At 69.7% G+C, this 21,275-nt stretch carries 19 protein-coding genes; 17 read left to right on the plus strand and 2 right to left on the minus strand.

Annotated features, from left to right (window positions below; all coding sequences use genetic code 11):
* The 16 genes from G582_RS0103615 to G582_RS0103690 all read left to right on the plus strand — a co-directional run bounded on the left by G582_RS0103615 (position 1) and on the right by G582_RS0103690 (position 18,788).
* Positions 1 to 525: a pilus assembly protein PilP gene (locus G582_RS0103615; RefSeq protein ID WP_138347466.1), complete on the plus strand. Its 525-nt coding sequence runs from the start codon at positions 1 to 3 to the stop codon at positions 523 to 525.
* A 16-nt stretch (positions 526 to 541) separates the two neighbouring features.
* Positions 542 to 2,506, plus strand: a complete 1,965-nt coding sequence (locus tag G582_RS0103620) for a type IV pilus secretin PilQ (protein WP_028838668.1) — start codon at positions 542 to 544, stop codon at positions 2,504 to 2,506.
* Between the two features lie 165 nt (positions 2,507 to 2,671).
* Positions 2,672 to 3,664, plus strand: a complete 993-nt coding sequence (locus tag G582_RS0103625) for an AAA family ATPase (protein WP_028838669.1) — start codon at positions 2,672 to 2,674, stop codon at positions 3,662 to 3,664.
* A 23-nt stretch (positions 3,665 to 3,687) separates the two neighbouring features.
* Positions 3,688 to 4,632: a DUF58 domain-containing protein gene (locus tag G582_RS0103630; RefSeq protein ID WP_038052722.1), complete on the plus strand. Its 945-nt coding sequence runs from the start codon at positions 3,688 to 3,690 to the stop codon at positions 4,630 to 4,632.
* Entirely contained in the window at positions 4,629 to 5,093 is a 465-nt protein-coding gene (locus G582_RS0103635) for a DUF4381 domain-containing protein (RefSeq protein WP_028838671.1), read from the plus strand. The genes G582_RS0103630 and G582_RS0103635 overlap by 4 nt, the downstream gene beginning before the upstream one ends.
* Entirely contained in the window at positions 5,090 to 6,112 is a 1,023-nt protein-coding gene (locus tag G582_RS0103640; protein WP_028838672.1) for a vWA domain-containing protein, read from the plus strand. The genes G582_RS0103635 and G582_RS0103640 overlap by 4 nt, the downstream gene beginning before the upstream one ends.
* A complete protein-coding gene (locus tag G582_RS0103645) occupies positions 6,109 to 7,938 on the plus strand; it encodes a VWA domain-containing protein (RefSeq protein WP_028838673.1) in 1,830 nt (609 codons plus the stop codon). The genes G582_RS0103640 and G582_RS0103645 overlap by 4 nt, the downstream gene beginning before the upstream one ends.
* Entirely contained in the window at positions 7,935 to 9,587 is a 1,653-nt protein-coding gene (locus G582_RS0103650) for a BatD family protein (protein ID WP_028838674.1), read from the plus strand. Before G582_RS0103645 ends, G582_RS0103650 begins: the two co-directional genes overlap by 4 nt.
* 30 nt (positions 9,588 to 9,617) lie before the next feature.
* Positions 9,618 to 10,934, plus strand: coding sequence for a dicarboxylate/amino acid:cation symporter (locus G582_RS0103655; protein WP_038052724.1), 1,317 nt, complete (start codon positions 9,618 to 9,620; stop codon positions 10,932 to 10,934).
* Positions 10,935 to 11,010: 76 nt separating this feature from the next.
* The gene (gene tkt, locus G582_RS0103660) at positions 11,011 to 12,996 is read left to right on the plus strand and encodes a transketolase (RefSeq protein ID WP_028838676.1); all 1,986 of its coding nucleotides are present in this window, start codon (positions 11,011 to 11,013) and stop codon (positions 12,994 to 12,996) included.
* A 25-nt stretch (positions 12,997 to 13,021) separates the two neighbouring features.
* A complete protein-coding gene (locus G582_RS15345; RefSeq protein ID WP_038052734.1) occupies positions 13,022 to 13,429 on the plus strand; it encodes a DUF2946 family protein in 408 nt (135 codons plus the stop codon).
* 57 nt (positions 13,430 to 13,486) lie between these two features.
* Positions 13,487 to 15,541 (plus strand): TonB-dependent copper receptor, encoded by a 2,055-nt coding sequence (locus G582_RS0103670; protein ID WP_038052737.1) that lies wholly within the window; start codon positions 13,487 to 13,489, stop codon positions 15,539 to 15,541.
* Positions 15,542 to 15,619: 78 nt separating this feature from the next.
* Entirely contained in the window at positions 15,620 to 16,063 is a 444-nt protein-coding gene (locus tag G582_RS15350) for a copper chaperone PCu(A)C (protein WP_038052738.1), read from the plus strand.
* 172 nt (positions 16,064 to 16,235) lie between these two features.
* The gene (locus G582_RS0103680) at positions 16,236 to 16,607 is read left to right on the plus strand and encodes a BlaI/MecI/CopY family transcriptional regulator (protein ID WP_028838678.1); all 372 of its coding nucleotides are present in this window, start codon (positions 16,236 to 16,238) and stop codon (positions 16,605 to 16,607) included.
* Positions 16,594 to 18,276 (plus strand): TonB family protein, encoded by a 1,683-nt coding sequence (locus tag G582_RS17085; RefSeq protein ID WP_051246616.1) that lies wholly within the window; start codon positions 16,594 to 16,596, stop codon positions 18,274 to 18,276. The genes G582_RS0103680 and G582_RS17085 overlap by 14 nt, the downstream gene beginning before the upstream one ends.
* Positions 18,273 to 18,788, plus strand: coding sequence for a TonB family protein (locus G582_RS0103690; protein ID WP_028838679.1), 516 nt, complete (start codon positions 18,273 to 18,275; stop codon positions 18,786 to 18,788). Before G582_RS17085 ends, G582_RS0103690 begins: the two co-directional genes overlap by 4 nt.
* A gap of 12 nt (positions 18,789 to 18,800) precedes the next feature.
* On the opposite strand, the gene G582_RS0103695 is transcribed toward G582_RS0103690, so the two are convergent.
* Positions 18,801 to 19,679 carry a S1/P1 nuclease gene (locus G582_RS0103695; RefSeq protein ID WP_038052744.1) on the minus strand — a complete coding sequence of 293 codons (879 nt, stop codon included), beginning with the start codon at positions 19,677 to 19,679 and terminating at the stop codon, positions 18,801 to 18,803.
* A 154-nt stretch (positions 19,680 to 19,833) separates the two neighbouring features.
* Between G582_RS0103695 and gap the strand changes: the two genes are divergently transcribed.
* Entirely contained in the window at positions 19,834 to 20,838 is a 1,005-nt protein-coding gene (gene gap, locus G582_RS0103700) for a type I glyceraldehyde-3-phosphate dehydrogenase (protein WP_028838681.1), read from the plus strand.
* A gap of 57 nt (positions 20,839 to 20,895) precedes the next feature.
* On the opposite strand, the gene fdxA is transcribed toward gap, so the two are convergent.
* A complete protein-coding gene (gene fdxA / locus G582_RS0103705; protein ID WP_028838682.1) occupies positions 20,896 to 21,234 on the minus strand; it encodes a ferredoxin FdxA in 339 nt (112 codons plus the stop codon).
* Positions 21,235 to 21,275: the final 41 nt, after the last annotated feature.

The following is a 21,275-nucleotide window of genomic DNA, read 5'->3' on the forward strand; positions in this document are numbered from 1 at the left end:
ATGCGCCTGACATCGCTTAGTCGCGTCTTCCGCCTGGCGTCCGTGTTGCTCCTGTGCGGCCTGCTGGCCGCCTGCGGCAGCGGCCGCGGCGACCTGGAGAAATGGGTGGCCGAGGTCAAGGCCAAACCCGCCCCGCCGCTGGATCCGCTTCCGGTCATGCAGCAGTTCGAAACGTTCGAATACACCGCGCAGAACATGCGCGACCCGTTCGACCAGGCCTTCAGCGGGGAAGGTTCCAGCAGCGGCCCGCGGCCCGACCCGGGCCGGCGCAAGCAGACGCTGGAGATGTTTTCGCTGGACAGCCTGAAAATGGTGGGCTCGCTGGGGGGCGGCAAGAACCTGGTGGCGCTGGTGATGGCCCCGGACAAGGTGACCTACCGGGTAATGCCGGGGGTTTACCTGGGGCAAAGCGACGGCCGGGTGACCGGCGTCTACGAAGACCGGATCGAACTGGTCGAACTGGTTCCGGATGGCGCAGGCGGCTGGCTGGAACGTCCCGCCAAGCTGGCGCTCGAAGACAATTGATTTGGGGAATAGACCGATGACCGTCAACAACGCCAAGCAAACGCAGTCCGTCCGGCGCCCCTTGCACCTAGGGGCGCTCGCGGCAGGACTCGCGGCAGGCCTCTATGCGGCTGGTGCGGCTGCACTGCCCGCCACCACCGTGGTCCTGGGCATGGGCCAATCCGCTACCGGAGCCCTGGCCGATCCCGCCAAGCGCATGCCGGACGCGGTCACCGTGTCCGCGATCGATTTCAAGCGCGGTGACGACGGGGCAGGCAAGCTGATCCTGCGCTTCTCGGGCGAGGGCGCTGCCCCCGACCTGCGCAACATGGGCTCCAGCGTGGTGGTGGACATCGGCAACGCGCAGTTGCCGGCGGCGCTGCAGCGCCCAATCAACGTCACCGACTTCGCCACACCCGTGCAACGGATCGACGCGCGCGCAACCAGCAGCGGCGCGCAGTTAGTGCTGGGGACCAAGGGCCTGTTCGAATCCATGGCCTACCAGCGCGGCAACGAATACATCGTGGAAATCCTGCCGCGCGCCGCTGCGCCCGTGGTGGCGCAGGTCCAGGGCCGTACCCCCGCCGTCGGCGCCACCGCCAGCGGCGGTGCCGGCAGCGAAGCGGTCACGCGTTACGGCGGCAAGCCGGTGACCTTCAACTTCCAGGACGTGCCGGTGCGCACCGTCCTGCAGCTGATCGCCGACGAATCCAACCTCAACATCGTCGCTGCCGACACCGTGCAGGGCAACGTCACCCTGCGCCTGGTCAACGTGCCGTGGGACCAGGCGCTGGATCTGGTGCTGCAGGCCAAGTCGCTGGACAAGCGCCGCAGCGGCAACGTGGTGTGGGTGGCCCCGCAGAAGGAAATCGCCGATTTCGAGCAGGCCAAGGAAGATGCCCGCATCAACCTCGAGGAGCGCGCCGAGAAGGTGACCGAATACATCCCGGTCAACTACGCCAATGCCGAGGACATCGCCCGCCTGCTGACCGAAGAGAGCAAGGGCAACCAGCAGGGCGGTGGCCAGAGTGGCGGCCAGAACGCGCAGGACCGTGGCTTCCTGTCCGGACGCGGCAGCATCAGCTTCGACAAGCGCACCAACACCCTGCTGGTGATCGACATCCCGCAGCGCGTGGCCAACATCAAGAATCTGGTGCAGCAGCTCGACAAGCCGGTGGATCAGGTGGTGATCGAAGCCCGCATCGTGATCGCCAACGAGAACGTGGCGCGCGAGCTGGGGGCCAAGTTCGGCATCACCGGCGTCAAGGACAATGTGCTTTACAGCAATAGCATTGGCAACAACATTGCCAATCAAAACGCGATCGTGAACGCGAACAACCAGAACAACAGCGCCAATCCGCCGAGTCCACCGGCGGTTCCGACGATCACGCGCGGCTTGATGAGCAACCTGCCCGCGTCGTTGACCGGTGCCAACGCCGGTTCGCTGGCGCTGTCCATCCTCAACGCGGGCTACGCGCTGGACGTGGAGCTCTCTGCGATCCAGACCCAGGGCCGCGGCGAAGTGCTCTCCAACCCGCGCATCGTCACCAGCAACCAGAAGGAAGCGGTGATCCGGCAGGGTAAGGAAATCGGCTACCTGACCGTCTCCGGCGGCCAGGGCGGCAACGTGCCCACCGTGCAGTTCAAGGAAGCGCTGCTGGAACTCAAGGTGACGCCGACCATTACCAACGATGGCCGCGTCTTCCTGAACATGAGCGTGAAGAAGGACGAGCTGGACCGCTTCATCAGCCTGGGCAGCTTCGGCGAAGTGCCACAGATCGCCAAGCGCGAGGTCACCACGGCGGTGCTGGTCGAGGATGGCCAGACCGTTGTGATCGGCGGCGTCTACGAATTCAGCGACACTTCCGAGATATCGAAGGTGCCGTTCCTCGGCGACATTCCGCTGCTCGGCAACCTGTTCCGCAACAAGAACCGGAGCAAGAGCAAGGCCGAGCTGCTGGTGTTCGTGACCCCGAAGGTGATGCGCGTTGCCCAGCACTGACGGGTGTTGCCACGGTCAATGGAACGGGAGCCGAAAGGCTCCCGTTTCGTTTCCATCGTCGGAAACCGTGAGGGGCGACGCGATCGACGGGTCGCCAGCGCGCGGCGCGCGTGCGAACCTTTGTCGGTAGGACGGGTCGAAACAGCCTGCATTCGAGGAACAGACATGGACAACGCCGCACCCGAGGTTTCCCGCCTGCATGCCGTCTTCCGCGGCCTGCGCGATGCGCTGGCGGAGGAAATCGTCGGCCAGGCCGCGCTGATCGAACGCCTGCTGATTGCCCTGCTGGCGGATGGCCACCTGCTGGTGGAAGGCGCGCCGGGACTGGCCAAGACCACTGCGATCCGCGCGCTGGCGTCGCGTCTGGAGGCGGACTTCGCGCGCGTGCAGTTCACCCCGGATCTGCTGCCGGCCGATCTGACCGGCACCGAGGTGTGGCGTCCGCAGGACGGGCGCTTTGAATTCCAGCCCGGGCCGATCTTCCATTCCATCCTGCTGGCCGATGAGATCAACCGCGCGCCGGCCAAGGTGCAGTCGGCGCTGCTGGAGGCGATGGGTGAGCGCCAGGTGACGGTGGGGCGGGCGACCTATCCGCTGCCGTCGCTGTTCCTGGTGATGGCGACGCAGAACCCGATCGAGCAGGAGGGCACGTTCCCGCTGCCGGAAGCGCAGCTGGACCGGTTCCTGATGCATGTGCGGATCGGCTATCCGCAGGCGGATGCCGAAACCGAGATCCTGCGGCTGGCGCGAGAACGTGCCCGCGACGCGCTGCGCCCGGCTGCCACGCCGCCAACGCGTATCGCCCAGGCCGACGTGTTCGCTGCCCGGCGGGCCGTGCTCGACCTGCACATGGCGCCGCCGCTGGAACGCTACCTGGTCGAGCTGGTGCTGGCTTCGCGCGATGCCGGCCGCTATGACGCCGCGCTGGGCCGGCGCATCGCCAGGGGCGCCAGCCCGCGCGGCTCGATCGCGCTGGAGCGCTGCGCGCGGGCGCGCGCGTGGCTGGATGGGCGCGATTACGTTACCCCCGACGACGTGCGCGCCGTCGCGCCCGACGTGCTGCGCCACCGCGTGCTGCCCAGCTTCGAGGCCACCGCCGAGGGCTGGGACGGCGAGCGGCTGGTCGGCGAACTGCTGCGGCTGGTGCCGCTGCCGTAATCGCGGCCGGGAATCCGCAGGCAATGGCCCAGACTCCGCGATCCAGTACGCAGGCGACTACCGGCCCGACGGCGGGCGACGGCATCCTGCCCAGCCTGGCCGAACTGGTGGCGCTGCGCGCGCTGGCGCAGGGGCGGCGGCCGCCGCGGCGCGGCCAGCACGGAATGCAGGGGCATGCGCTGTCCAACCTGCGCGGGCGCGGGATGGAATATGCGGAGTCGCGCGAATACGCGGCTGGCGACGACGCCCGTCACATCGACTGGCGGCTGACCGCGCGCAGCGGCAAGGCGCATACCAAGCTGTTCCAGGCCGAACGCGAGCGGCTCACGTTGGTGGTGGCCGATACCGCGCCAGCGCTGTATTTCGGCACCCGGGTGCGGTTCAAGTCGGTGCAGGCGGCGCGCGCGGGTGCGCTGGCTGCTTGGCTGGCCGCGCGTGATGGCGACCGCATCGCCGCGCTGCGCGGTGCGTCGCAGGAAGCGCCGGTGGCGCCGGCCTCCGGCCAGCGCGGCGCGCTGCGCGTGCTGGATGCGCTGGTGCGCTGGTATGCGCGGCCGCCGGAGGACGATTCCGGGCTGGCGAAAGCGCTCGAGCACGCGCGCCGCCTGCTGCGGCCGGGTTCGCGGGTGATCGTGCTGGCCGATCCGGCCAGCGTGCTGGCGGTGCCGGCGCCGCTGTGGGCTGGCGTCGGCCAGCATCACGACGCCGTGGTGCTGTTGCTCACCGATCCGCTGGAACGGCGTCCGCCGGTCGCGCGCCTGCCGTTTTCGCTGGGCGGCGAGCGGCTGGAGCTGGCGCTGGATGCGGCCGCGGTCCGGCAGCGCTGGCAGCAGGCCTTCGACGCGCCGATGCAGGCTGCGCTGGCGCTGCTGCAGCGTCAGCGCATCCGCGCCCAGCCGCTGTCCAGCGATGATCCCGCCGATGCGTGGCTGGCGCTGCTGGATGGCCCGGCGAGGAGGACGGGGTGAAGCTGCAGCCCGCGCCGACGTTGCAGCTGAAAGACGTGCATCCGGGCGTCGCGCCGGACTGGTGGCCGCCGGCGCCCGGCTGGTGGCTGGTGCTGGCCGTCGCGGCGCTGCTGGCGCTGTGGCTGGGGACCTGGTGGCTGCGACGGCAACGCCGTCGGCGCGAACTGGCCCGCTACTTCGACCAAGCGCTGGCGCGTGCGGCATCGCCGCTGGCGCAGGTCGCGGCGATTTCCGAACTGCTGCGCCGCGCGGCGCGGAATATCGATCCAGCCGCGGACCGCCTGCAGGGCGAGGCGTGGCTGGCCTTCCTTGATGCCGGCATGAAACCCCCTGCGTTCCAGCATAGGCCCGGCGCGCTGCTGGTGGATGGCGCGTTCCGGCCCGCCGTCGATCCGGCCGCGGTGGACGCGCTGCGCGTCGTTGCACGCCGGCGCTACCTGCAGTGGATGCGCCGCGCATGAACCTGCTGCGCGAGTTGCTGGACATCGACGGCTTCGCCTGGCCATGGCTGTTGTTGGCGGCGGCGTTGCCGTGGCTGCTGCAGCTGTTGCCGCCATTGCGCAGCGCAAATGGCGAAGCAGCGCTGCGGGTACCGTGGCACCGACGCCTGCGCGAAGTTGCCGCGGGCAGCAGTGGCCGCCCGCATCCGCGCGGCTTTCCGTGGCTGCGCTGGCTGGCCTGGTGCCTGCTGTGCGTGGCAGCCGCGCGGCCGCAGCAGCTCGGGCCGCCAATGGCGCCGCCGCAGACCGGGCGTGAGCTGATGCTGGCGGTGGACCTGTCGGCCAGCATGGGCGAGGAGGACATGGAACTGGGCGGCCACATCGTCGATCGCCTCACCGCCGCCAAGGCGGTGCTGGCCGACTTCCTCGACCGTCGTGCCGGTGACCGCGTCGGCCTGATCGTGTTCGGCGACCGCGCCTACGCGCTGACGCCGCTGACGCCGGATCGCGAGAGCGTGCGCCAGCAGCTGGATGGCACCGTGGTCGGACTGGCCGGCCGCGCCACTGCGCTGGGCGATGCGATCGCGCTGGCCACCAAGCGGTTGCAGCAGCGCGATGCCAATGCGCCGGCACGCGATCGGGTACTCATCCTGCTGACCGACGGGGTCAACACCGCCGGGCTGCTGGAACCGGAGCGGGCCGCGCAGATCGCCCGCGATGCCGGCGTGCGCATCCACGCCATCGCATTCGGCGGTGCTGGCGCCGCGGTATCGGTGTTCGGCTTCCAGCTGCCGCTGGGCGGTGGCGACGAGGTCGACGAAGCCGGCCTCGCAAAGATCGCCGAACTGACCGGCGGCCGGTTCTTCCGCGCCCGCGCGGTGGACGAGCTGGCCGGCATCTATGCCGAGATCGACCGGATGGAGCCGGTGCAGCGGGCCGGGCAGGTGGTGCGTCCGCGGATCGAGCGCTACCCGCTGCCGCTGGGGTTGGCGCTGGCCCTGGGCGGGGTGGTGCTGCTGGCACGGAGGCGCGCGGCATGAGCGCGATCTGGGCCGCACTGGCGCAACTGCATTTCCTGCGGCCGTGGTGGCTGCTGGCGCTGTTGCTGGTGCCGCTGCTCGTTTGGCGGCTGCGCGCGCGCGCGCGCCGGCGTTCCGGCTGGCGCGAGGCGGTGGATGCACATCTGCTGCCGCATCTGCTGGAGCCGGGCGGTTCAGCGACGGGCGGCGCATGGACGCGGCGGCTGGCCTTGCTGGGGCTGCTGCTTGCGCTGCTGGCGCTGGCCGGGCCGAGCTTGCGCAAGCAACCGCAGCCGCTGTGGCAGAGCCGGCAGCCGCTGGTGCTAGCGCTGGATCTCTCTCGCGCTGCGCTGGCCCGCGACCTGCCTCCCACCCGGCTTGCACAGGCGCGCGCCAAGCTGGCCAGCCTGCTGCGCGAACGCGCTGGCGGGCAGGTGGCATTGGTGGCATTCGCCGAAGACGCCTACACCGTGGCTCCGCTGACCGACGATGCCGGCAACGTCGCCCTTTTCCTCGATGCCCTGGCGCCGGACGTGATGCCGGCCGACGGCCAGCGCATCGATCGCGCCATCGCCTGGTCGCAGCGCCTGCTGCAGCAGGCCGGTTTCCCGCGCGGCGACATCCTGCTGCTGACCGATCACGCCGATGCTGCCGCCATCGCGATGGCGGCCAAGGCTGCTGCCGCCGGCTATCGGGTGTCGGCGCTCGGGCTGGGCACGGCGCAGGGCGGCGTATTCGAAACCCCCGGCGGGCTGGCGCAGGCGCGGCTGGACGCGCCATCGCTGCGCGCGCTGGCAACCAGCGGTGGCGGCGGCTATCGCCGGCTGACGGCGGACGCTGCGGACCTGCGCGCATTGGGTGTGCTGGAGCCGCGGCAGGCCGACGGCGCCGCTGCGCGCGGCGCCAGTGTCAAGCAATGGCAGGACGATGGCGCATGGTTGCTGCCGCTGGCGCTGGCGTGTTTGCTGCCGCTGTTCCGTCGCGGCAACGTATTGGTGCTGCTGCTGGCCGCTGCGCTGTGGCTGCCGTCGCAGCCGGTAGCTGCGCAGGACGCTGGCAATCGCCACGGCACGCTCTGGCAGCGCGCCGACCAGCTTGCGCACGCACAGCTGCAGGAAGGCATCGCCGCGTACACGGCGAAGGATTACCCGCGCGCGATCGAGAAGTTTTCCAGCCTTCCCGGCGCCGACGCCCAGTACAACCTCGGCAACGCCCTGGCCCAGGCCGGGCGCTACGACGAAGCGCTGGCGGCCTACGACCGCGCGCTGCGCCAGCGGCCGGGCATGGCGGATGCCAGTTACAACCGCGCCCAAGTGGAAGCAGCGCGTCGTCGACAGCAGCAAAAGCAACAGCAGCAGAAACAGCAGCAGAAACAGCAACAGAAGCAGGGCCAACAGGAGCAACAGCAACAGGGTCAGCAGCAACCGCAACCGCAACAGCAGCAACAAGAACGAGCGCAGCAGCAAAACGGGCAGCAGAGCGCGGAGCCGGCCGCATCGCCCGGTGGCGGACAGGCGCAGCAGCCGGGTCAGCAGGGCGCACAGCAGCCACCGGCCGGGCAGCCACAACCGCCGCCAGAGGCGCAGGCTGAAGCACGCGAGAAGGTGCAGGCACAAGCCGATGCGGCCCAGCGCCAGCGCATGCAGGAGGTGTTGCGCAAGCAGGAGGGGCAACGCGCCGTCACCCAGGCCGATGCATCTGTGCAGGCACGGGAGTCACCGGAACAGCGCGAGCGTCGGCAGGCCAACGAAGCCTGGTTGCAGCGGGTACCGGACGATCCGGGCGCGCTGCTGCGCGCCCGGTTCCAGCTGGAAGCACGGCGCCGGCGCGAAGGCGGTGGACCATGATCCGGTTGATCGCCCGCGCGTTGCTGTTCTTGCTGGCGCTGGTCGCGCTGCCGGCGTCCGCGCAGACGCGGGCGTGGCTGGATCGCGCAGAAATCACTTATGGCGAAACCGTGGCGCTGAACATCAGCACCGACCAATCAGTGGCGGAAATCGACTACGCCCCGCTGCGCGCGCAGTTCGAGATCAGCGGGCAGAGCGTGCGGCGCAGCTATACGTTGGCTAACGGGCAGGCGCGGCGCATGTCGGTGTTCTCGGTCGGCCTGCGCCCGCGCGCGCCAGGCCTCGCCAGCGTGCCGGCGCTGCGGGTTGGCAACGCCAGCACCGCACCGCTGCGGCTGGTGGTGCTGGAGCCGGCGGTGCAGCCGGCCAGCGCGGATGCCGACGTGTTCGTGGAAGCCAGCGTCGATGCGCTGCAGCCCTACGTGCAGCAGGCGGTGGGCGTGACCGTGCGGCTGAACTACGCGGTGCCGCTGCTGTCCGGCCAGCTGGAGCTGGAGCCGCCGGCGCGCGCCAGCCTGCAGCGGGTGGGCGAGGACATCACCTACGAGCGCCTGCTGGGCGGACGCCGCTACAGCGTGGTGGAGCGGCGCTTCCTGCTGATTCCCGAACGCAGCGGCCCGCTGTTGCTGGCCGGTGCGCGCCTGAACGGCATCACCGGCGGCGGCTTCAGTGGCCCGATGTTCGATGACGACCGTCGGCCGCTGTCGGCGGCGGCACCGGACACCCGGCTGCAGGTGCGGCCGATTCCGGCGAATGCGCCGCAACCGTGGCTGCCGCTGCGCCGGCTGGCGCTGCGCTACCTGCAGGCGCCGACCCAGGCGTTCGCCGGGCAGGCGGCAGCGATCGAACTGGAGCTGGTGGCCGACGGCGCCACCGCTGCGCAGGTGCCTGCGCTGGAGCTTGGCGCGGTGGCGGATGCGCAGGTGTTCGCGGACCCGCCGCGGGTGGAGGAGCAGTTCGTCGATGGCCGTCCGCGCACCACCGTGCGCCGGCGGTTTTCGCTGGTGTCGTCAACGCCGGGCCTGTTGTCGGTGCCGGGGCCACGGATCCGCTGGTGGGATGCTGGCAGCAGCGTCGCGCGCATCGCCACGCTGCCGCCGCTGCAGCTGCGGGTGGCGCCCGGTGCGAATTCCGCCGGCGCGGAAGCGCCGCCCGCGCGTGCAGGGAATGAGGCAACCGTGGATGCGCCCGAGGATGCGGTGCCGCGTCCGGCAGTCGCATCGCCGCGTCCGCTGGATTGGAGGCGCGCGCTCGTCTGGTTGCTGCCGCTGCTGTTGCTGATGGCGATCTTTGCCATCCGGCATCGGCGCGCACGTACTGCCGCAGGCACCTCGCATCCACCTCAGGCGCCTGCCGCCGCGCCATTGCCGTCCCTGGAGGCCGCGCTGCGCTCGGGCGACTTCGGCGACATCCGCCGCGCGCTGGCCGCGCAGGCGGGGCTGCGGGTTGATGATTTCGACGCATTGCTGGCGCGGCTGGACGATCCCGCGCAAGTGCAGGCATTGCGTCGGATGCAGGCCGCGCGCTGGGGCGGCGGCCACCTGCAGGACGCATTGCAGGCATTGCGTGCGGCGTTTGCCGGCGGCGCGCACTGGCGTCCGACGAAGCAGGGCGCGCCATCCCTGCTTCCGCCGCTGTATCCGGACTGAGTCGGCGCGTTTGCTAAGCTCGCCGCCTCGATGGGGGACGACACGATGGCGAAAGCGGCGACCGGCAAACTGCAGCTGCACTGGAAGATGCTGATCGGTTTCATCGCCGGCCTGTCACTGGGGCTGGTGGCGCACTACACCTCGGGTGCGGATGCGGGATGGGTGCAGTGGCTGACCGCCAACATCACCCAGCCGGCCGGCACGCTGTTCCTGCGTCTGATCTTCATGCTGATCATCCCGCTGCTGTTCTCGGCGCTGATCATGGGCGTTGCCGAAATGGGCGACGTGCGTTCGCTGGGGCGGGTGGGCTGGAAGACGCTGGGCTACACCGTGATCGCCTCCGGCCTGGCCGTGGTGCTGGGTCTGGTGCTGGTCAACTGGTTGCAGCCTGGCGCCGGCATCGACCGCGTCGCGGCCGACGCGATGCTGGCGCAGGGCGCCGACCGCGCGCAGGCCATCGTTGGCGGCGTGGGCACGCAGGCGAAGGGCGTGGACCTGCTGCTGGGCATCGTCCCGGACAACGTGGTCAAGGCCGCTGCGGAAAACACGATCCTCGCGGTGATGTTCTTCGCGCTGATGCTGGGCATCGGCCTGGTGCTGACCCGCAGCAAGGCCACCGAGGTGCTGCTGCAGGGCATCCAGGGCCTGTTCGAAGTGTCGATGACGCTGATCGGGCTGGTCATCCGGCTGGCGCCGTACGCGGTGTTCTGTTTCATGTTCAACCTGGCCGCGCTGTTCGGCTGGGACCTGCTGCGCTCGCTCGGCGCCTACGTCGGCGTGGTGGTGCTGGCGCTGGCGCTGCATATGGTGGTGGTATATTCGCTGATGCTGAAGTTCCTCGGCGGCTGGTCGCCGATGAAGTTCTTCAAGGGATCGCAGGAAGCGATGGTGATGGCGTTCTCCACCGCTTCCAGCAACGCCACCCTGCCGGTGGCGCTGCAGGTGGCGGAAGAGAAGCTGCACCTGCCGCGCAAGGTGTCCCGCTTCGTGCTGACCGTGGGCGCCACCGCCAACCAGAACGGCACCGCCCTGTTCGAAGGCGTGACCGTGCTGTTCCTGGCGCAGTTCTTCGGCGTCGACCTCAGCCTGCAGCAGCAGGTGACGGTGATGTTCGTCTGCATCCTCGGCGGCATCGGCACCGCCGGCGTGCCGGCCGGCTCGCTGCCGGTGGTGGCGCTGATCTGCGGGATGGTGGGCGTGCCGCCGGAAGGCATCGGCCTGATCCTCGGCGTGGACCGCTTCCTCGACATGTGCCGCACCACCCTGAACGTCACCGGCGACCTGATGCTGGCGGCGGTGGTATCGAAGGGCGAGGCCGAGGAAGCTCCCGCCAATCCGATGGATTGAGCCCGGCGCGGCCGCGATTTCCGTTTCCGGGCGGCGGGATGGGACAATGGGCGTTCCCTCCGCCTCGCCCCACGCCATGACTGCGCCCAGCCGCCGCGACCTTGCCAACGCCATCCGTTTCCTCGCCGTCGATGCGGTGCAGGCCGCCAACTCCGGGCATCCGGGCATGCCGATGGGCATGGCCGACATCGCCGAGGTGGTCTGGAACGACTACCTGAAGTGCAACCCGGCCAATCCGGGCTGGGCCGACCGCGACCGCTTCGTGCTGTCCAACGGCCATGGCTCGATGCTGCAGTACGCGCTGCTGCACCTGGCCGGCTATGACCTGCCGATCGACGAGCTGAAGCGCTTCCGCCAGCTCGGCAGCCGCACTCCCGGCCATCCGGAGAACCACGTCACCCCGGGCGTGGAAACCACCACCGGCCCGCTGGGCCAGGGCCTGGCCAACGCGGTCGGCTTCGCGCTGGCGGAAAAGCTGCTGGCGCAGCGCTTCAACCGCGACGGCCACGCCATCGTCGACCACCGCACCTGGGTGTTCCTGGGCGACGGCTGCCTGATGGAGGGCATCAGCCACGAGGCCGCCTCGCTGGCCGGCACCTGGGGCCTGGGCAAGCTGGTCGCGTTCTGGGACGACAACAAGATCAGCATCGACGGCAACACCGACGGCTGGTTCACCGACGACACGCCGAAGCGGTTCGAGGCCTACGGTTGGAACGTGATCCGTGGCGTCGACGGACATGACGCGGTGGAGATCAAGACCGCCATCGAGACCGCGCTGAAGTCGTCGGACAAGCCCACCCTGATCTGCTGCCGCACCACGATTGGTTTTGGCTCGCCCGCGAAGGCCGGCAAGGAATCCAGCCACGGCGCACCGCTGGGCAAGGACGAAGTGCAGGCCACCCGCGACGCGCTGGGCTGGCCGCACGCGCCGTTCGAGATTCCGCAGGCGGTCTACGACGGCTGGCGCGCGCGCGACCGCGCCAGCGCCGAGGCCGAGTGGAACGCCCGCTTCGCCGCCTACAAGGCCGCGCATCCGGAAGCCGCCGCCGAGTTCGAGCGCCGCCTGTCCGGCGCGCTGCCGGCCGGTTTCGATGCCGCCGCCGATGCCTTCATCGCGAAGCTGCAGCAGGACGGCCCGGTCATCGCCAGCCGCAAGGCCTCGCAGAACGCCATCGAAGCATTCGCGCCGCTGCTGCCTGAACTGGTGGGTGGTTCGGCCGATCTGGCCCATTCCAACCTGACCCTGTGGAAGGGCAGCAAGTCGGTGGCCGGCACGGACCCGGACGCCAACTACATCTACTACGGCGTGCGCGAGTTCGGCATGACCGCCATCGGCAACGGCCTGGCCCTGCACGGCGGCTTCATTCCCTACGACGCCACCTTCCTGGTGTTCAGCGACTACGCCCGCAACGCGGTGCGCATGAGTGCGCTGATGGACGTGCGCGCGATCCACGTCTACACCCACGACTCCATCGGCCTCGGCGAGGACGGCCCCACCCACCAGCCGGTGGAGCACATGGCCTCGCTGCGCCAGATCCCCAACAACGACGTCTGGCGTCCCTGCGACGCGGTCGAGTCGGCGGTGGCGTGGAAGGCGGCGATTGCCCGCAGCAACGGCCCGTCCTGCTTGGTGTTCAGTCGCCAGAACCTGCCCCACCAGGCGCGCACCGACGCGCAGCTGGGCGACATCGCGCGCGGCGGCTACGTGCTGAAGGACAGCGTGGGTGCGCCGGAGCTCATCCTGATCGCCACCGGCAGCGAGGTCGGGCTGGCCATGCAGGCGGCGGAGAAGCTGGGCGACAAGGTGCGCGTGGTGTCGATGCCGTCCACCGACGTGTTCGAGCGCCAGGACGCGGCCTACCGCGAGGCGGTGCTGCCCAAGGCCTGCCGCAAGCGGGTGGCGGTGGAAGCCGGCGTGACCGGCTTCTGGCGCCAGTACGTGGGCCTGGACGGCGCGGTGGTAGGCATCGACAGCTTCGGCGCCAGTGCGCCCGCCGAAGCGCTGTTCCCGCACTTCGGGATTACCGTCGAGCGTTTGATCGAAGTCAGCAACGCGCTCTGAAACCGGGCGTAGCCTCGCCCTTGCGATGAATCTGCGTTCCCGCCACTTCCGGCACTGGATGGCCCGCCTGGCACTGGCGGCCATCCTGCTGGTGTCGCTGATGCCGACCGTCAGCCGCTGGCTGGAAAGCGGTGCGCAGCGATTGCCCGACATGGTGCTGGCGATGTGCACCAGCGACGGCATGGCGTGGACGAAACCGAGCCTGCTGGCTGACAGCGGTGCCACGCCCGCACCGATCCCGGCCGGCGGCATGCCCGACGAATACTGCGGCTACTGCCCGCTGCTGTCCGCGCTGGCGCCGGTGCTGCTGGCGCTGGCGCTGTTCCTGCCGCCGCTGCGGCGTCGCCTGCTGCCGGCGTCGCTGTCGCCCACCCCGCATGCGCCGCCGCTGCTGCGCGGCTTGGGCGCGCGAGGGCCGCCGATCCTGCTCTGAACCACAAGCGTTCCATCCGGCGGACTCCGCCATCCCCACTTGTGCTTTGGAGCCAACATGCATCCCATTCGTTCCGCGACGGCCGCGCCGTCGCGCCGCGCGCTTGCCTGCGCGCTGTTCCCCGTCGCCGCGCTCGCCGCCGATGGCGAGGAAGCGGCAAAAACCCTCGACCGCGTGGTGGTCATCGGCATGCAGACCCAGCCGCTGACCTTCGAGACCGATCCCAAGCTGCCGCGCCAGCCGGTGCCGGCCAGCGACGGCGCCGATTACCTCAAGACCATCCCCGGCTTCACCGCGCTGCGCAACGGCGGCACCAACGGCGACCCGGTGCTGCGTGGCATGTTCGGCTCGCGCCTGAACCTGCTGACCAACGCCGGCAGCATGCATGGCGCCTGCCCGTCGCGGATGGACAATGCGATGTCCTACGTCGCCCCCGAAACCTTCGATTCCCTGGTGGTGGTGAAAGGCCCGCAGACCGTGCAGTGGGGGCCGGTGGGCTCGGCCGGCACGGTCCGCTTCGCGCGCGACACGCCGCGCTTCGAGAAGCGCGAGCTGCGCGCGCAGGGCAGCCTGCTCGGCGGCAGCTTCGGCCGCAACGACCAGGTGCTGGAGCTGCTGGCCGGCGCGCCGCGCGGCTATGTGCGGCTGGATGCCAACCGTTCGGAAGCGCGCGACTACGACGATGGCGACGGCGCACGCGTGCCTTCGGCCTGGCACAAGTGGAATGCCGACCTGGCGCTGGGCTGGACGCCCGATGCCGACACCCTGCTGGAGCTCTCCGCCGGTGCCGGTGACGCATGGGCACGCTATGCCGGCCGCGGCATGGACGGCTCGCAGTTCCGCCGCGACAGCCTCGGCCTGCGTTTCGAAAAGGCCTTTGCCGGCACGCTGCGCAAGGTGGAGGCCAACGCCTACCGCAACGGCGCCGACCACGTGATGGACAACTACAGCCTGCGCACGCCCAACCCGGGGGGCAGCATGCCGATGCCGATGGGCTCCAACGTCGAGCGCACCACCAGCGGCGGGCGGGTCGCGCTGGAATGGGGCTGGCAGGCGTTCTCGCTGGTCGCGGGCGTTGATGCCCAGCGCAGCGAACACCGCCGCCGCAATGCCATGGGGCGCGATGCGTGGCGCGCGCAGCCGTGGACCAACGATGCCGACTTCCGCCAGCACGGGCTGTTCGCGGAAGGCACATGGGCGCTGGCCGACGCGCAGCGGGTGGTGACGGGTGCGCGCGTGGATCGCGCCGAAGCGACCGACCGCCGTGCCACCTTCGGCACCCCGGCCATGGCCAATCCCAGCTTCGGCCAGACCCGCAGCGAAACCCTGCCGGCCGGCTTCCTCCGCTACGAGCACGACATCGTCGGCAGCGGCCTGGGCTGGTTCGCGGGCGTGGGCCATACCCAGCGCATGCCCGACTACTGGGAGCTGTTCTCGCCCACCCGCGGGCCGATCGGTAGCGCCAACGCCTTCGTCGGCGTGCAGCCCGAGAAGACCACCCAGCTCGATGCCGGCCTGCAGTGGCGCGGCGCGCGCGGCAACGCGTGGGTGTCCGGTTACGTCGGGCGGGTCGAGGACTTCATCCTGTTCCGCTACATGAGCGGCGGCATGATGGGCAGCACCTCGATGGCGACCAATGTCGATGCGCGCATCCACGGTGCCGAAGCCGGCGGCGAGTTCCGCCCGGCCAAGGACTGGACGCTGGGTGGCAGCGTGGCCTGGGCCTGGGGCGCGAACGCCGATGCCGGCACGCCGCTGCCGCAGATGACGCCGCTGGAGGGGCGTTTCACCGCGGCCTGGGACAACGGTCGCTGGAACACCGGCGTGCTGCTGCGTGCGGTTGCCGCGCAGACCCGCGTGGCGGCAAGCCAAGGCAATGTCACCGGCCGCGACCTCGGCCCCAGCAAGGGCTTCGCCACGCTGGCGCTCAACGGCGGCTATCGTTTCAGCGAGCGGGTGCAGCTGTCCGCCGGCGTCGACAACCTGTTCGACCGCCGTTACAGCGAGCATCTGAACCTGGCCGGAAACGCCGACTTCGGCTATCCGGCGATGTCGGTGCGGATCAACGAGCCGGGGCGCAACCTCTGGCTGAAGCTCAACATCGCGCTGTGACGCACGGATGATGCCGTTCGTGGTGGACTTGTCCCGCCGCGGGCGGCATCGGATCAAACCGACATCGAGGTGCAGGCAATGAAGCAATGGATGGGATGGGGCGTGGCACTGTGCCTGCTGGCGGGCGGCGCGATGGCCGGCAAGGCCGATGTGCGCGTGCTGGAGGCGTGGACGCGCGCGGTGCCGGCGGTGGCGCCGGTGGCGGGCGGGTTCCTCACGGTGGTCAACGATGGCGATGTCGATGATCGCCTGCTGCGGGTGGAAAGCGACATCGCGCAGCGGGTGGAACTCCACCAGATGCGCAACGACGGCGGGGTGATGCGGATGCGCGCGCTGCCTGAAGGCGTGGTCGTGCCCGCACACGGCAAACTCGTGCTCAAGCCCGGCGGCTACCACCTGATGCTGATCAAGCCGCGGCGCGCGCTGGTGGCGGGCGGCCACTTCGAGGCCACGCTGGTGTTCCAGCGCGCCGGGCGGGTACCGGCGCGGTTTGAAGTTCGCGCGATGGGTGCAGGCGGCTAACCAGGCCGCGTTGCCCGCCGAATGACCCGCGCAAGCGGGGGGGGCGGCGTCTTCCGGATTACTGGAATGCGCCTGCATATCGCAGGCACGGACGATCGCGATGTTTGCTCCGCAGCCGCTTGACACGAGCATTTACATCTGTAATCTGCAGAAAAGATTACGGGCGTAAACGATGCAGATCAGCGAGGCCGAATCGGTGGTGATGGACGTGCTCTGGGCGCGCAGCCCGTTGGGCGCGGACGAGGTAGCGCAGGCGCTGGCTGGCCGGCAGGACTGGCAGGACGCCACCATCAAGACCCTGCTCAACCGCCTGCTCAACAAGGGCGCGATCCGGGCCGAGAAAGACGGCCGCCGCTATCTGTACTCGCCAATGGTCAAGCGCGAGGACTGGGTGCTGGAAGAAAGCCGGGGCCTTCTGGAGCGACTGTTCGATGGCCGGGTGGCGCCGCTAGTGGCGCATTTTTCCGCGCATCGGAAACTGAGCGAGAAAGACGTGGCCGAGCTGCGCAAGCTGCTGGAGGAGATCGACGATGGCAAGCAATGAACTGCTGCAGGGATTGATCGAGGCCACCGTGGCCGGCAGCGCCGCCGCCGCGCTGGTGCTGGCGCTGCGCCGGCCGATGCGTGCGGCGTTCGGTGCGCAGGTCGCTTACGCACTGTGGCTGCTGCCGGCGCTGGCGATGCTGGCAACGCTGCTTCCGGCGGCAACGATCGCGGTTGAACGACTGCCGGCGACGCCGGCGCTGGTGCTGTCGGCGGACATCGCGGTGACAGCTGCTGCCGTGCAGCCCGGCCTCGACATCGCCGCGCTGCTGCTGGTGCTGTGGCTGTGCGGCGCATTGTTGGCGGCCGGCTGGCTGTGGCGTGCGCAGGCCGCCTTCCGCCGCGGGCTGGGTCAGCTGTTGCCGCATGGCGATGCGCTGCGCGCGCAGGCCGCGAGCGCGGGCCTGCCGGCCACGCTGGGCCTGTGGCGTCCGCGGATCGTGCTGCCGTCCGATTTCGAGGAACGTTTCGATCCGGCGCAGCGCGCGCTGGTGCTGGCACACGAGCGCCGCCACGTCGCCCGCCTTGATCCCTGGGCCAATGCCGCCACCGCGCTGCTGCGCTGCCTGTGCTGGTTCAACCCGCTGTTCCACCTGGCCGCCGCGCGCATGCGCCACGACCAGGAACTGGCCTGTGATGCCGACGTGCTCGCGGCCCATCCGCAGCAGCGCCGCCGCTACGGCGACGCCCTGCTCAACGTCCAGCTTGCGCTGCAGACCGCACCGCTGGGCTGTCACTTCGGCTTCGGCCACCCGCTCAAGGAGAGGATCATGCTGCTGAATCGTGAACGACCCGCGCTGCGGATGCGGCGGGCGGGAATGGCGCTGCTGGCGCTGGCCGCGGGCGCCACCGCATGGAGCGTGTGGGCCGCGCAACCGCCGCGGACGCAGGTACTGCCGGCCGCCGGCGACTTCATTGCCAAGATCGAATACAGCCGCGATGCGGGCACGCCCGCACGGTCGGTATTGAGCAAGCGGTTCGGCGAATCGTTCACCCTGCCGGACGGTGCGGGTGGCAACGACATTGCGATCACCGCCCGCGTGCAGCCGGTTCGCATGCAGGGCAAGTTGGCTTACGACATCGCGATGCGGATCGAACAAGACGGCAAGCAGATCGCCTCGCCGCGCATGGTGGTGCGCGATGGCCAGCCGGCCAGCCTGCGCCAGGGGCAGGACGTGGCCGGGCGTTTCCGCGGCATGGACTTGCGCATGCAGGTTGCCGCGCGCGATCCGCAGGCCGCGCTGAAAGGTGCGCGCACGTTGCCGCCGCCTCCGCCGCCCGTGCCCCCCGCACCGCCGCGAATGGCCGCGCCGCCGCCACCCGCCGCACCGGCGCCGCCCCCCCCGCCCAGGCCGGTGATCGCAGCGCTGCAATCCGGCAGCGTGGACCAGGCGTCGCGGGCGCTGCACCCGCCGCGCTATCCGGTGGAGGCGCTGAAGGAAGGCAGCACCGGAGTCACCGTGCTGGTAGTGGACATCGACGCCTACGGCGGCGTCACCGGCACCCGCGTCGAGCGTTCCTCCGGCGATGCGCGGCTGGATCTGGCGGCGCAGGAAGCGGCGGCAAAATGGCGGTTCACCCCGGCGATGAAGAAAGGCCGGGCGGTGGCGGGCAAGGTGCGGGTGCCGGTGGAGTTCGCGCTGGACAAACCGACGCAGCAGGCGGGATGAGCATGTCTGCCGGTGCGCGGATCGCGGTGTTCGCAAGTGCCGTGGCGCTGTTTTGCGGGGTTGTCGGCTGCGCCTCGCGGCCGCCCGCGTCGCAGCCGCGCGAAGGTTACGCCGCCGACGGCGCGGTCAGCGCCGAGATCGCCGATAGCGCCGACGCGGACGCGCGCTATCAGCCGATGCCGGGCAGCAGCTACCTCGATCCTTTGCCGCTGCGCGATAACGCCAAACCAGAATATCCGCCCGCATTGCTCGCCCAAAAACTGCCGCCGGCGACGGTGGTGGTGCGGCTGATCGTGGATGGTGCCGGCAAGGTGGCCGATGCGCGGATCATCGAAAACGCCGGCGGTGAGCCGGCGTTCGCGGAGGCGGTGCTGCTGGCGGTGCGCGGCTGGACCTTCCATCCGCTGAAGCGGGTGACCGGCAGGATGGTGGAGCCGCTGCCATTCACCCAGCACTACCGCTTCGTGTTCCGCCAGCTCAACGGCCGCGCGGTGGTCGAGCTGGGCGGCTGAGAAACCGCGCGATCAGTGCGAAGGCGCCTGCGCGCCCAGCGTCTGATTCAGCAGTTGCGCCAGCCGCTTGCCGGCCAGCTGCACCCGCGCTTCCGCCAGCGGGCGGAACTTGTCCAGGTAGACGTGATCCATCTTGTGCTGGTCATCGCCCGGATACACGCCGTGCGCGTCGATCAGCCGGCAGGAACCTGCAGCCCATTCCAGCAGCACGCCGGCACCGGGGCGCGGCGCGAAGGGCGTGGCCGCGCTGGCGTCCAGCGCGTCCGCATAGTCGCCTAGCGCCAGCCCGCGGCTGGCGAGGATGTAGTAGTCCCACACCGAATGCAGGTTGGTGGCCATCACCCCGTCGACGTAACTCTTGCGCGCATATGCCTCGGGTTCGAGCGGGGTGCGCAGGCTGACCTGGAAGCGGTTGCCGCCGCTGTCGGTGCGGCTGCCGGCATGCATCGGCTGGTGTTCGTCGCCGACCAGGTGGACCACGAACTTCAGCGCGTCGCGGCGGGCTTCGAGCGGCTGCTTGCGGTCGGCGAGGATCGTCAGCTGCCGGTCCAGCGCGCCGGTCACGCAGTCGCCGTCCGGGCAGTCGCGGGCGAGGTCGAAATCGCAGCCGCCACCCTTGGCGTTGATGTAGTGCCAGCGCGCAGTGGCCTTGAAGCGTTCGGGATCGGTATTGCGCAGTTCGTCGGCCCAGGACGCCACCCCGGCCAGGGTGGGCGTGGGTTCGCCGGCCAGCAGAATGGCGACTTCTGCCTGCGCCTTCGGGTCGAGGTGGCGCTGCGCCAGTTCACCCACCAGGGCATGGCCCAGCGGGGCCCAGGCGAGGGCGGCGGAGGTGGCGCCCAGGCAAAGCAGGGCAGCGATCAGGGGCCGGAAACAGGTGCGGATGCTCATGCCGCGAAGGATACCCCGGCATGGTTGCGCGGGCATGACGTCATGCCGCCGCGCAGCGGGCCGGCGTTGACCCTAGTCAACCGCGATGGCCGGGTGCCGCGGGCGGATTGGGTAGAATGGCGGTCTGCCCAATCCCTGTCAGGAGTCTGCTTCCATGGCCATCAAGGTCGGCATCAACGGTTTCGGTCGCATCGGGCGCTGCGTGTTCCGCGCGGCGGTGCAGAACTTCGGCGACGACATCGAGATCGTCGGCATCAATGACCTGCTGGAGCCGGACTACCTGGCCTACATGCTGCGCTACGATTCCGTGCATGGCCGCTTCCAGGGCGACGTGAAGGTCGAGAACGGCCAGCTGGTGGTCAACGGCAAGACCATCCGCCTGACCGCCGAGCGCGATCCGGCCAACCTGAAGTGGGATGAAGTCGGCGCCGACGTGGTGCTGGAATCCACCGGTCTGTTCCTGACCGCAGAAACCGCGCAGAAGCACGTCGCCGCCGGCGCCAAGAAGGTGCTGATGTCGGCCCCGTCGAAGGACGCCACCCCGATGTTCGTGTACGCCGTCAACCACGCCAAGTACGCCGGCGAGCAGATCATCTCCAACGCCAGCTGCACCACCAATTGTCTGGCGCCGGTGGCCAAGGTGCTGCATGACAAGTGGGGCATCAAGCGCGGCCTGATGACCACCGTGCACGCCGCCACTGCCACCCAGAAGACCGTCGATGGCCCGTCCAACAAGGACTGGCGCGGCGGCCGCGGTATCCTCGAGAACATCATTCCGTCGTCCACCGGCGCGGCCAAGGCGGTCGGCGTGGTGATCCCGGAGCTCAACAAGAAGCTCACCGGCATGTCGTTCCGGGTGCCGACCTCCGACGTGTCGGTGGTCGATCTCACCGTGGAACTGGAGAAGCCGGCGACCTACGCCGAGATCTGCGCGGAGATGAAGGCGCAGAGCGAGGGCCCGCTGAAGGGCATCCTCGGCTACACCGAGGACAAGGTGGTCGCCACCGACTTCCGCGGCGACGCCCGCACCAGCATCTTCGATGCCGAGGCCGGTATCGCCATGGACGACACCTTCGTCAAGCTGGTGAGCTGGTACGACAACGAATGGGGCTACTCGAACAAGTGCCTCGAGATGGTCAAGGTGATGGCCGGCAAGTAAGCCCGCGCCGTTCGCCGCCATCGGAAAGCCCCGCCTCGTGCGGGGCTTTTTCGTGCCTCACTCGCCGGTTGCGGAGCGGATCAGCAGCTTGAGCTTGTCCGGTATGCCGTCCCATTTGCTGGCGTCCGGCAGCGCCGGCTTCTTTACCGCCAGCACCGGCCACTGCGTCGCCAGTTCCGCGTTGATGGCGAGGAAAGGTTCCTGTCCCGCCGGCACGTCGTCCTCGGCGTAGATGGCGCCGACCGGGCATTCGTCCACGCACAGGGTGCAGTCGATGCAGCTTTCCGGGTCGATGACGAGGAAGTTCGGGCCTTCGTGGAAACAGTCGACCGGGCACACTTCGACGCAGTCGGTGTGCTTGCAGTTGATGCAGTTTTCGGTGACGACGTGGGTCATGAGCGCGACGCGGGTCTTCCATTGTGACGCGCGCATCGAAG

The sequence above is a fragment of the Thermomonas fusca DSM 15424 genome, from assembly GCF_000423885.1.
GTDB classification, from domain to species: Bacteria; Pseudomonadota; Gammaproteobacteria; order Xanthomonadales; family Xanthomonadaceae; genus Thermomonas; species Thermomonas fusca.

What these genes read in the sequence shown, in the direction of transcription:
- gap (WP_028838681.1), top strand. Translation starts at nt 19,834, where the DNA reads ATGGCCATCAAGGTCGGCATCAACGGTTTCGGTCGCATCGGGCGCTGC.
- G582_RS15350 (WP_038052738.1), top strand. Translation starts at nt 15,620, where the DNA reads ATGAAGCAATGGATGGGATGGGGCGTGGCACTGTGCCTGCTGGCGGGC.
- G582_RS0103625 (WP_028838669.1), top strand. Translation starts at nt 2,672, where the DNA reads ATGGACAACGCCGCACCCGAGGTTTCCCGCCTGCATGCCGTCTTCCGC.
- G582_RS0103695 (WP_038052744.1), bottom strand. Translation starts at nt 19,679, where the DNA reads ATGAGCATCCGCACCTGTTTCCGGCCCCTGATCGCTGCCCTGCTTTGC.
- fdxA (WP_028838682.1), bottom strand. Translation starts at nt 21,234, where the DNA reads ATGACCCACGTCGTCACCGAAAACTGCATCAACTGCAAGCACACCGAC.
- G582_RS0103680 (WP_028838678.1), top strand. Translation starts at nt 16,236, where the DNA reads ATGCAGATCAGCGAGGCCGAATCGGTGGTGATGGACGTGCTCTGGGCG.
- G582_RS0103670 (WP_038052737.1), top strand. Translation starts at nt 13,487, where the DNA reads ATGCATCCCATTCGTTCCGCGACGGCCGCGCCGTCGCGCCGCGCGCTT.
- G582_RS0103655 (WP_038052724.1), top strand. Translation starts at nt 9,618, where the DNA reads ATGGGGGACGACACGATGGCGAAAGCGGCGACCGGCAAACTGCAGCTG.
- G582_RS0103630 (WP_038052722.1), top strand. Translation starts at nt 3,688, where the DNA reads ATGGCCCAGACTCCGCGATCCAGTACGCAGGCGACTACCGGCCCGACG.
- G582_RS0103645 (WP_028838673.1), top strand. Translation starts at nt 6,109, where the DNA reads ATGAGCGCGATCTGGGCCGCACTGGCGCAACTGCATTTCCTGCGGCCG.
- G582_RS17085 (WP_051246616.1), top strand. Translation starts at nt 16,594, where the DNA reads ATGGCAAGCAATGAACTGCTGCAGGGATTGATCGAGGCCACCGTGGCC.
- G582_RS0103650 (WP_028838674.1), top strand. Translation starts at nt 7,935, where the DNA reads ATGATCCGGTTGATCGCCCGCGCGTTGCTGTTCTTGCTGGCGCTGGTC.
- G582_RS0103620 (WP_028838668.1), top strand. Translation starts at nt 542, where the DNA reads ATGACCGTCAACAACGCCAAGCAAACGCAGTCCGTCCGGCGCCCCTTG.
- G582_RS0103690 (WP_028838679.1), top strand. Translation starts at nt 18,273, where the DNA reads ATGAGCATGTCTGCCGGTGCGCGGATCGCGGTGTTCGCAAGTGCCGTG.
- G582_RS15345 (WP_038052734.1), top strand. Translation starts at nt 13,022, where the DNA reads ATGAATCTGCGTTCCCGCCACTTCCGGCACTGGATGGCCCGCCTGGCA.
- G582_RS0103615 (WP_138347466.1), top strand. Translation starts at nt 1, where the DNA reads ATGCGCCTGACATCGCTTAGTCGCGTCTTCCGCCTGGCGTCCGTGTTG.
- tkt (WP_028838676.1), top strand. Translation starts at nt 11,011, where the DNA reads ATGACTGCGCCCAGCCGCCGCGACCTTGCCAACGCCATCCGTTTCCTC.
- G582_RS0103640 (WP_028838672.1), top strand. Translation starts at nt 5,090, where the DNA reads ATGAACCTGCTGCGCGAGTTGCTGGACATCGACGGCTTCGCCTGGCCA.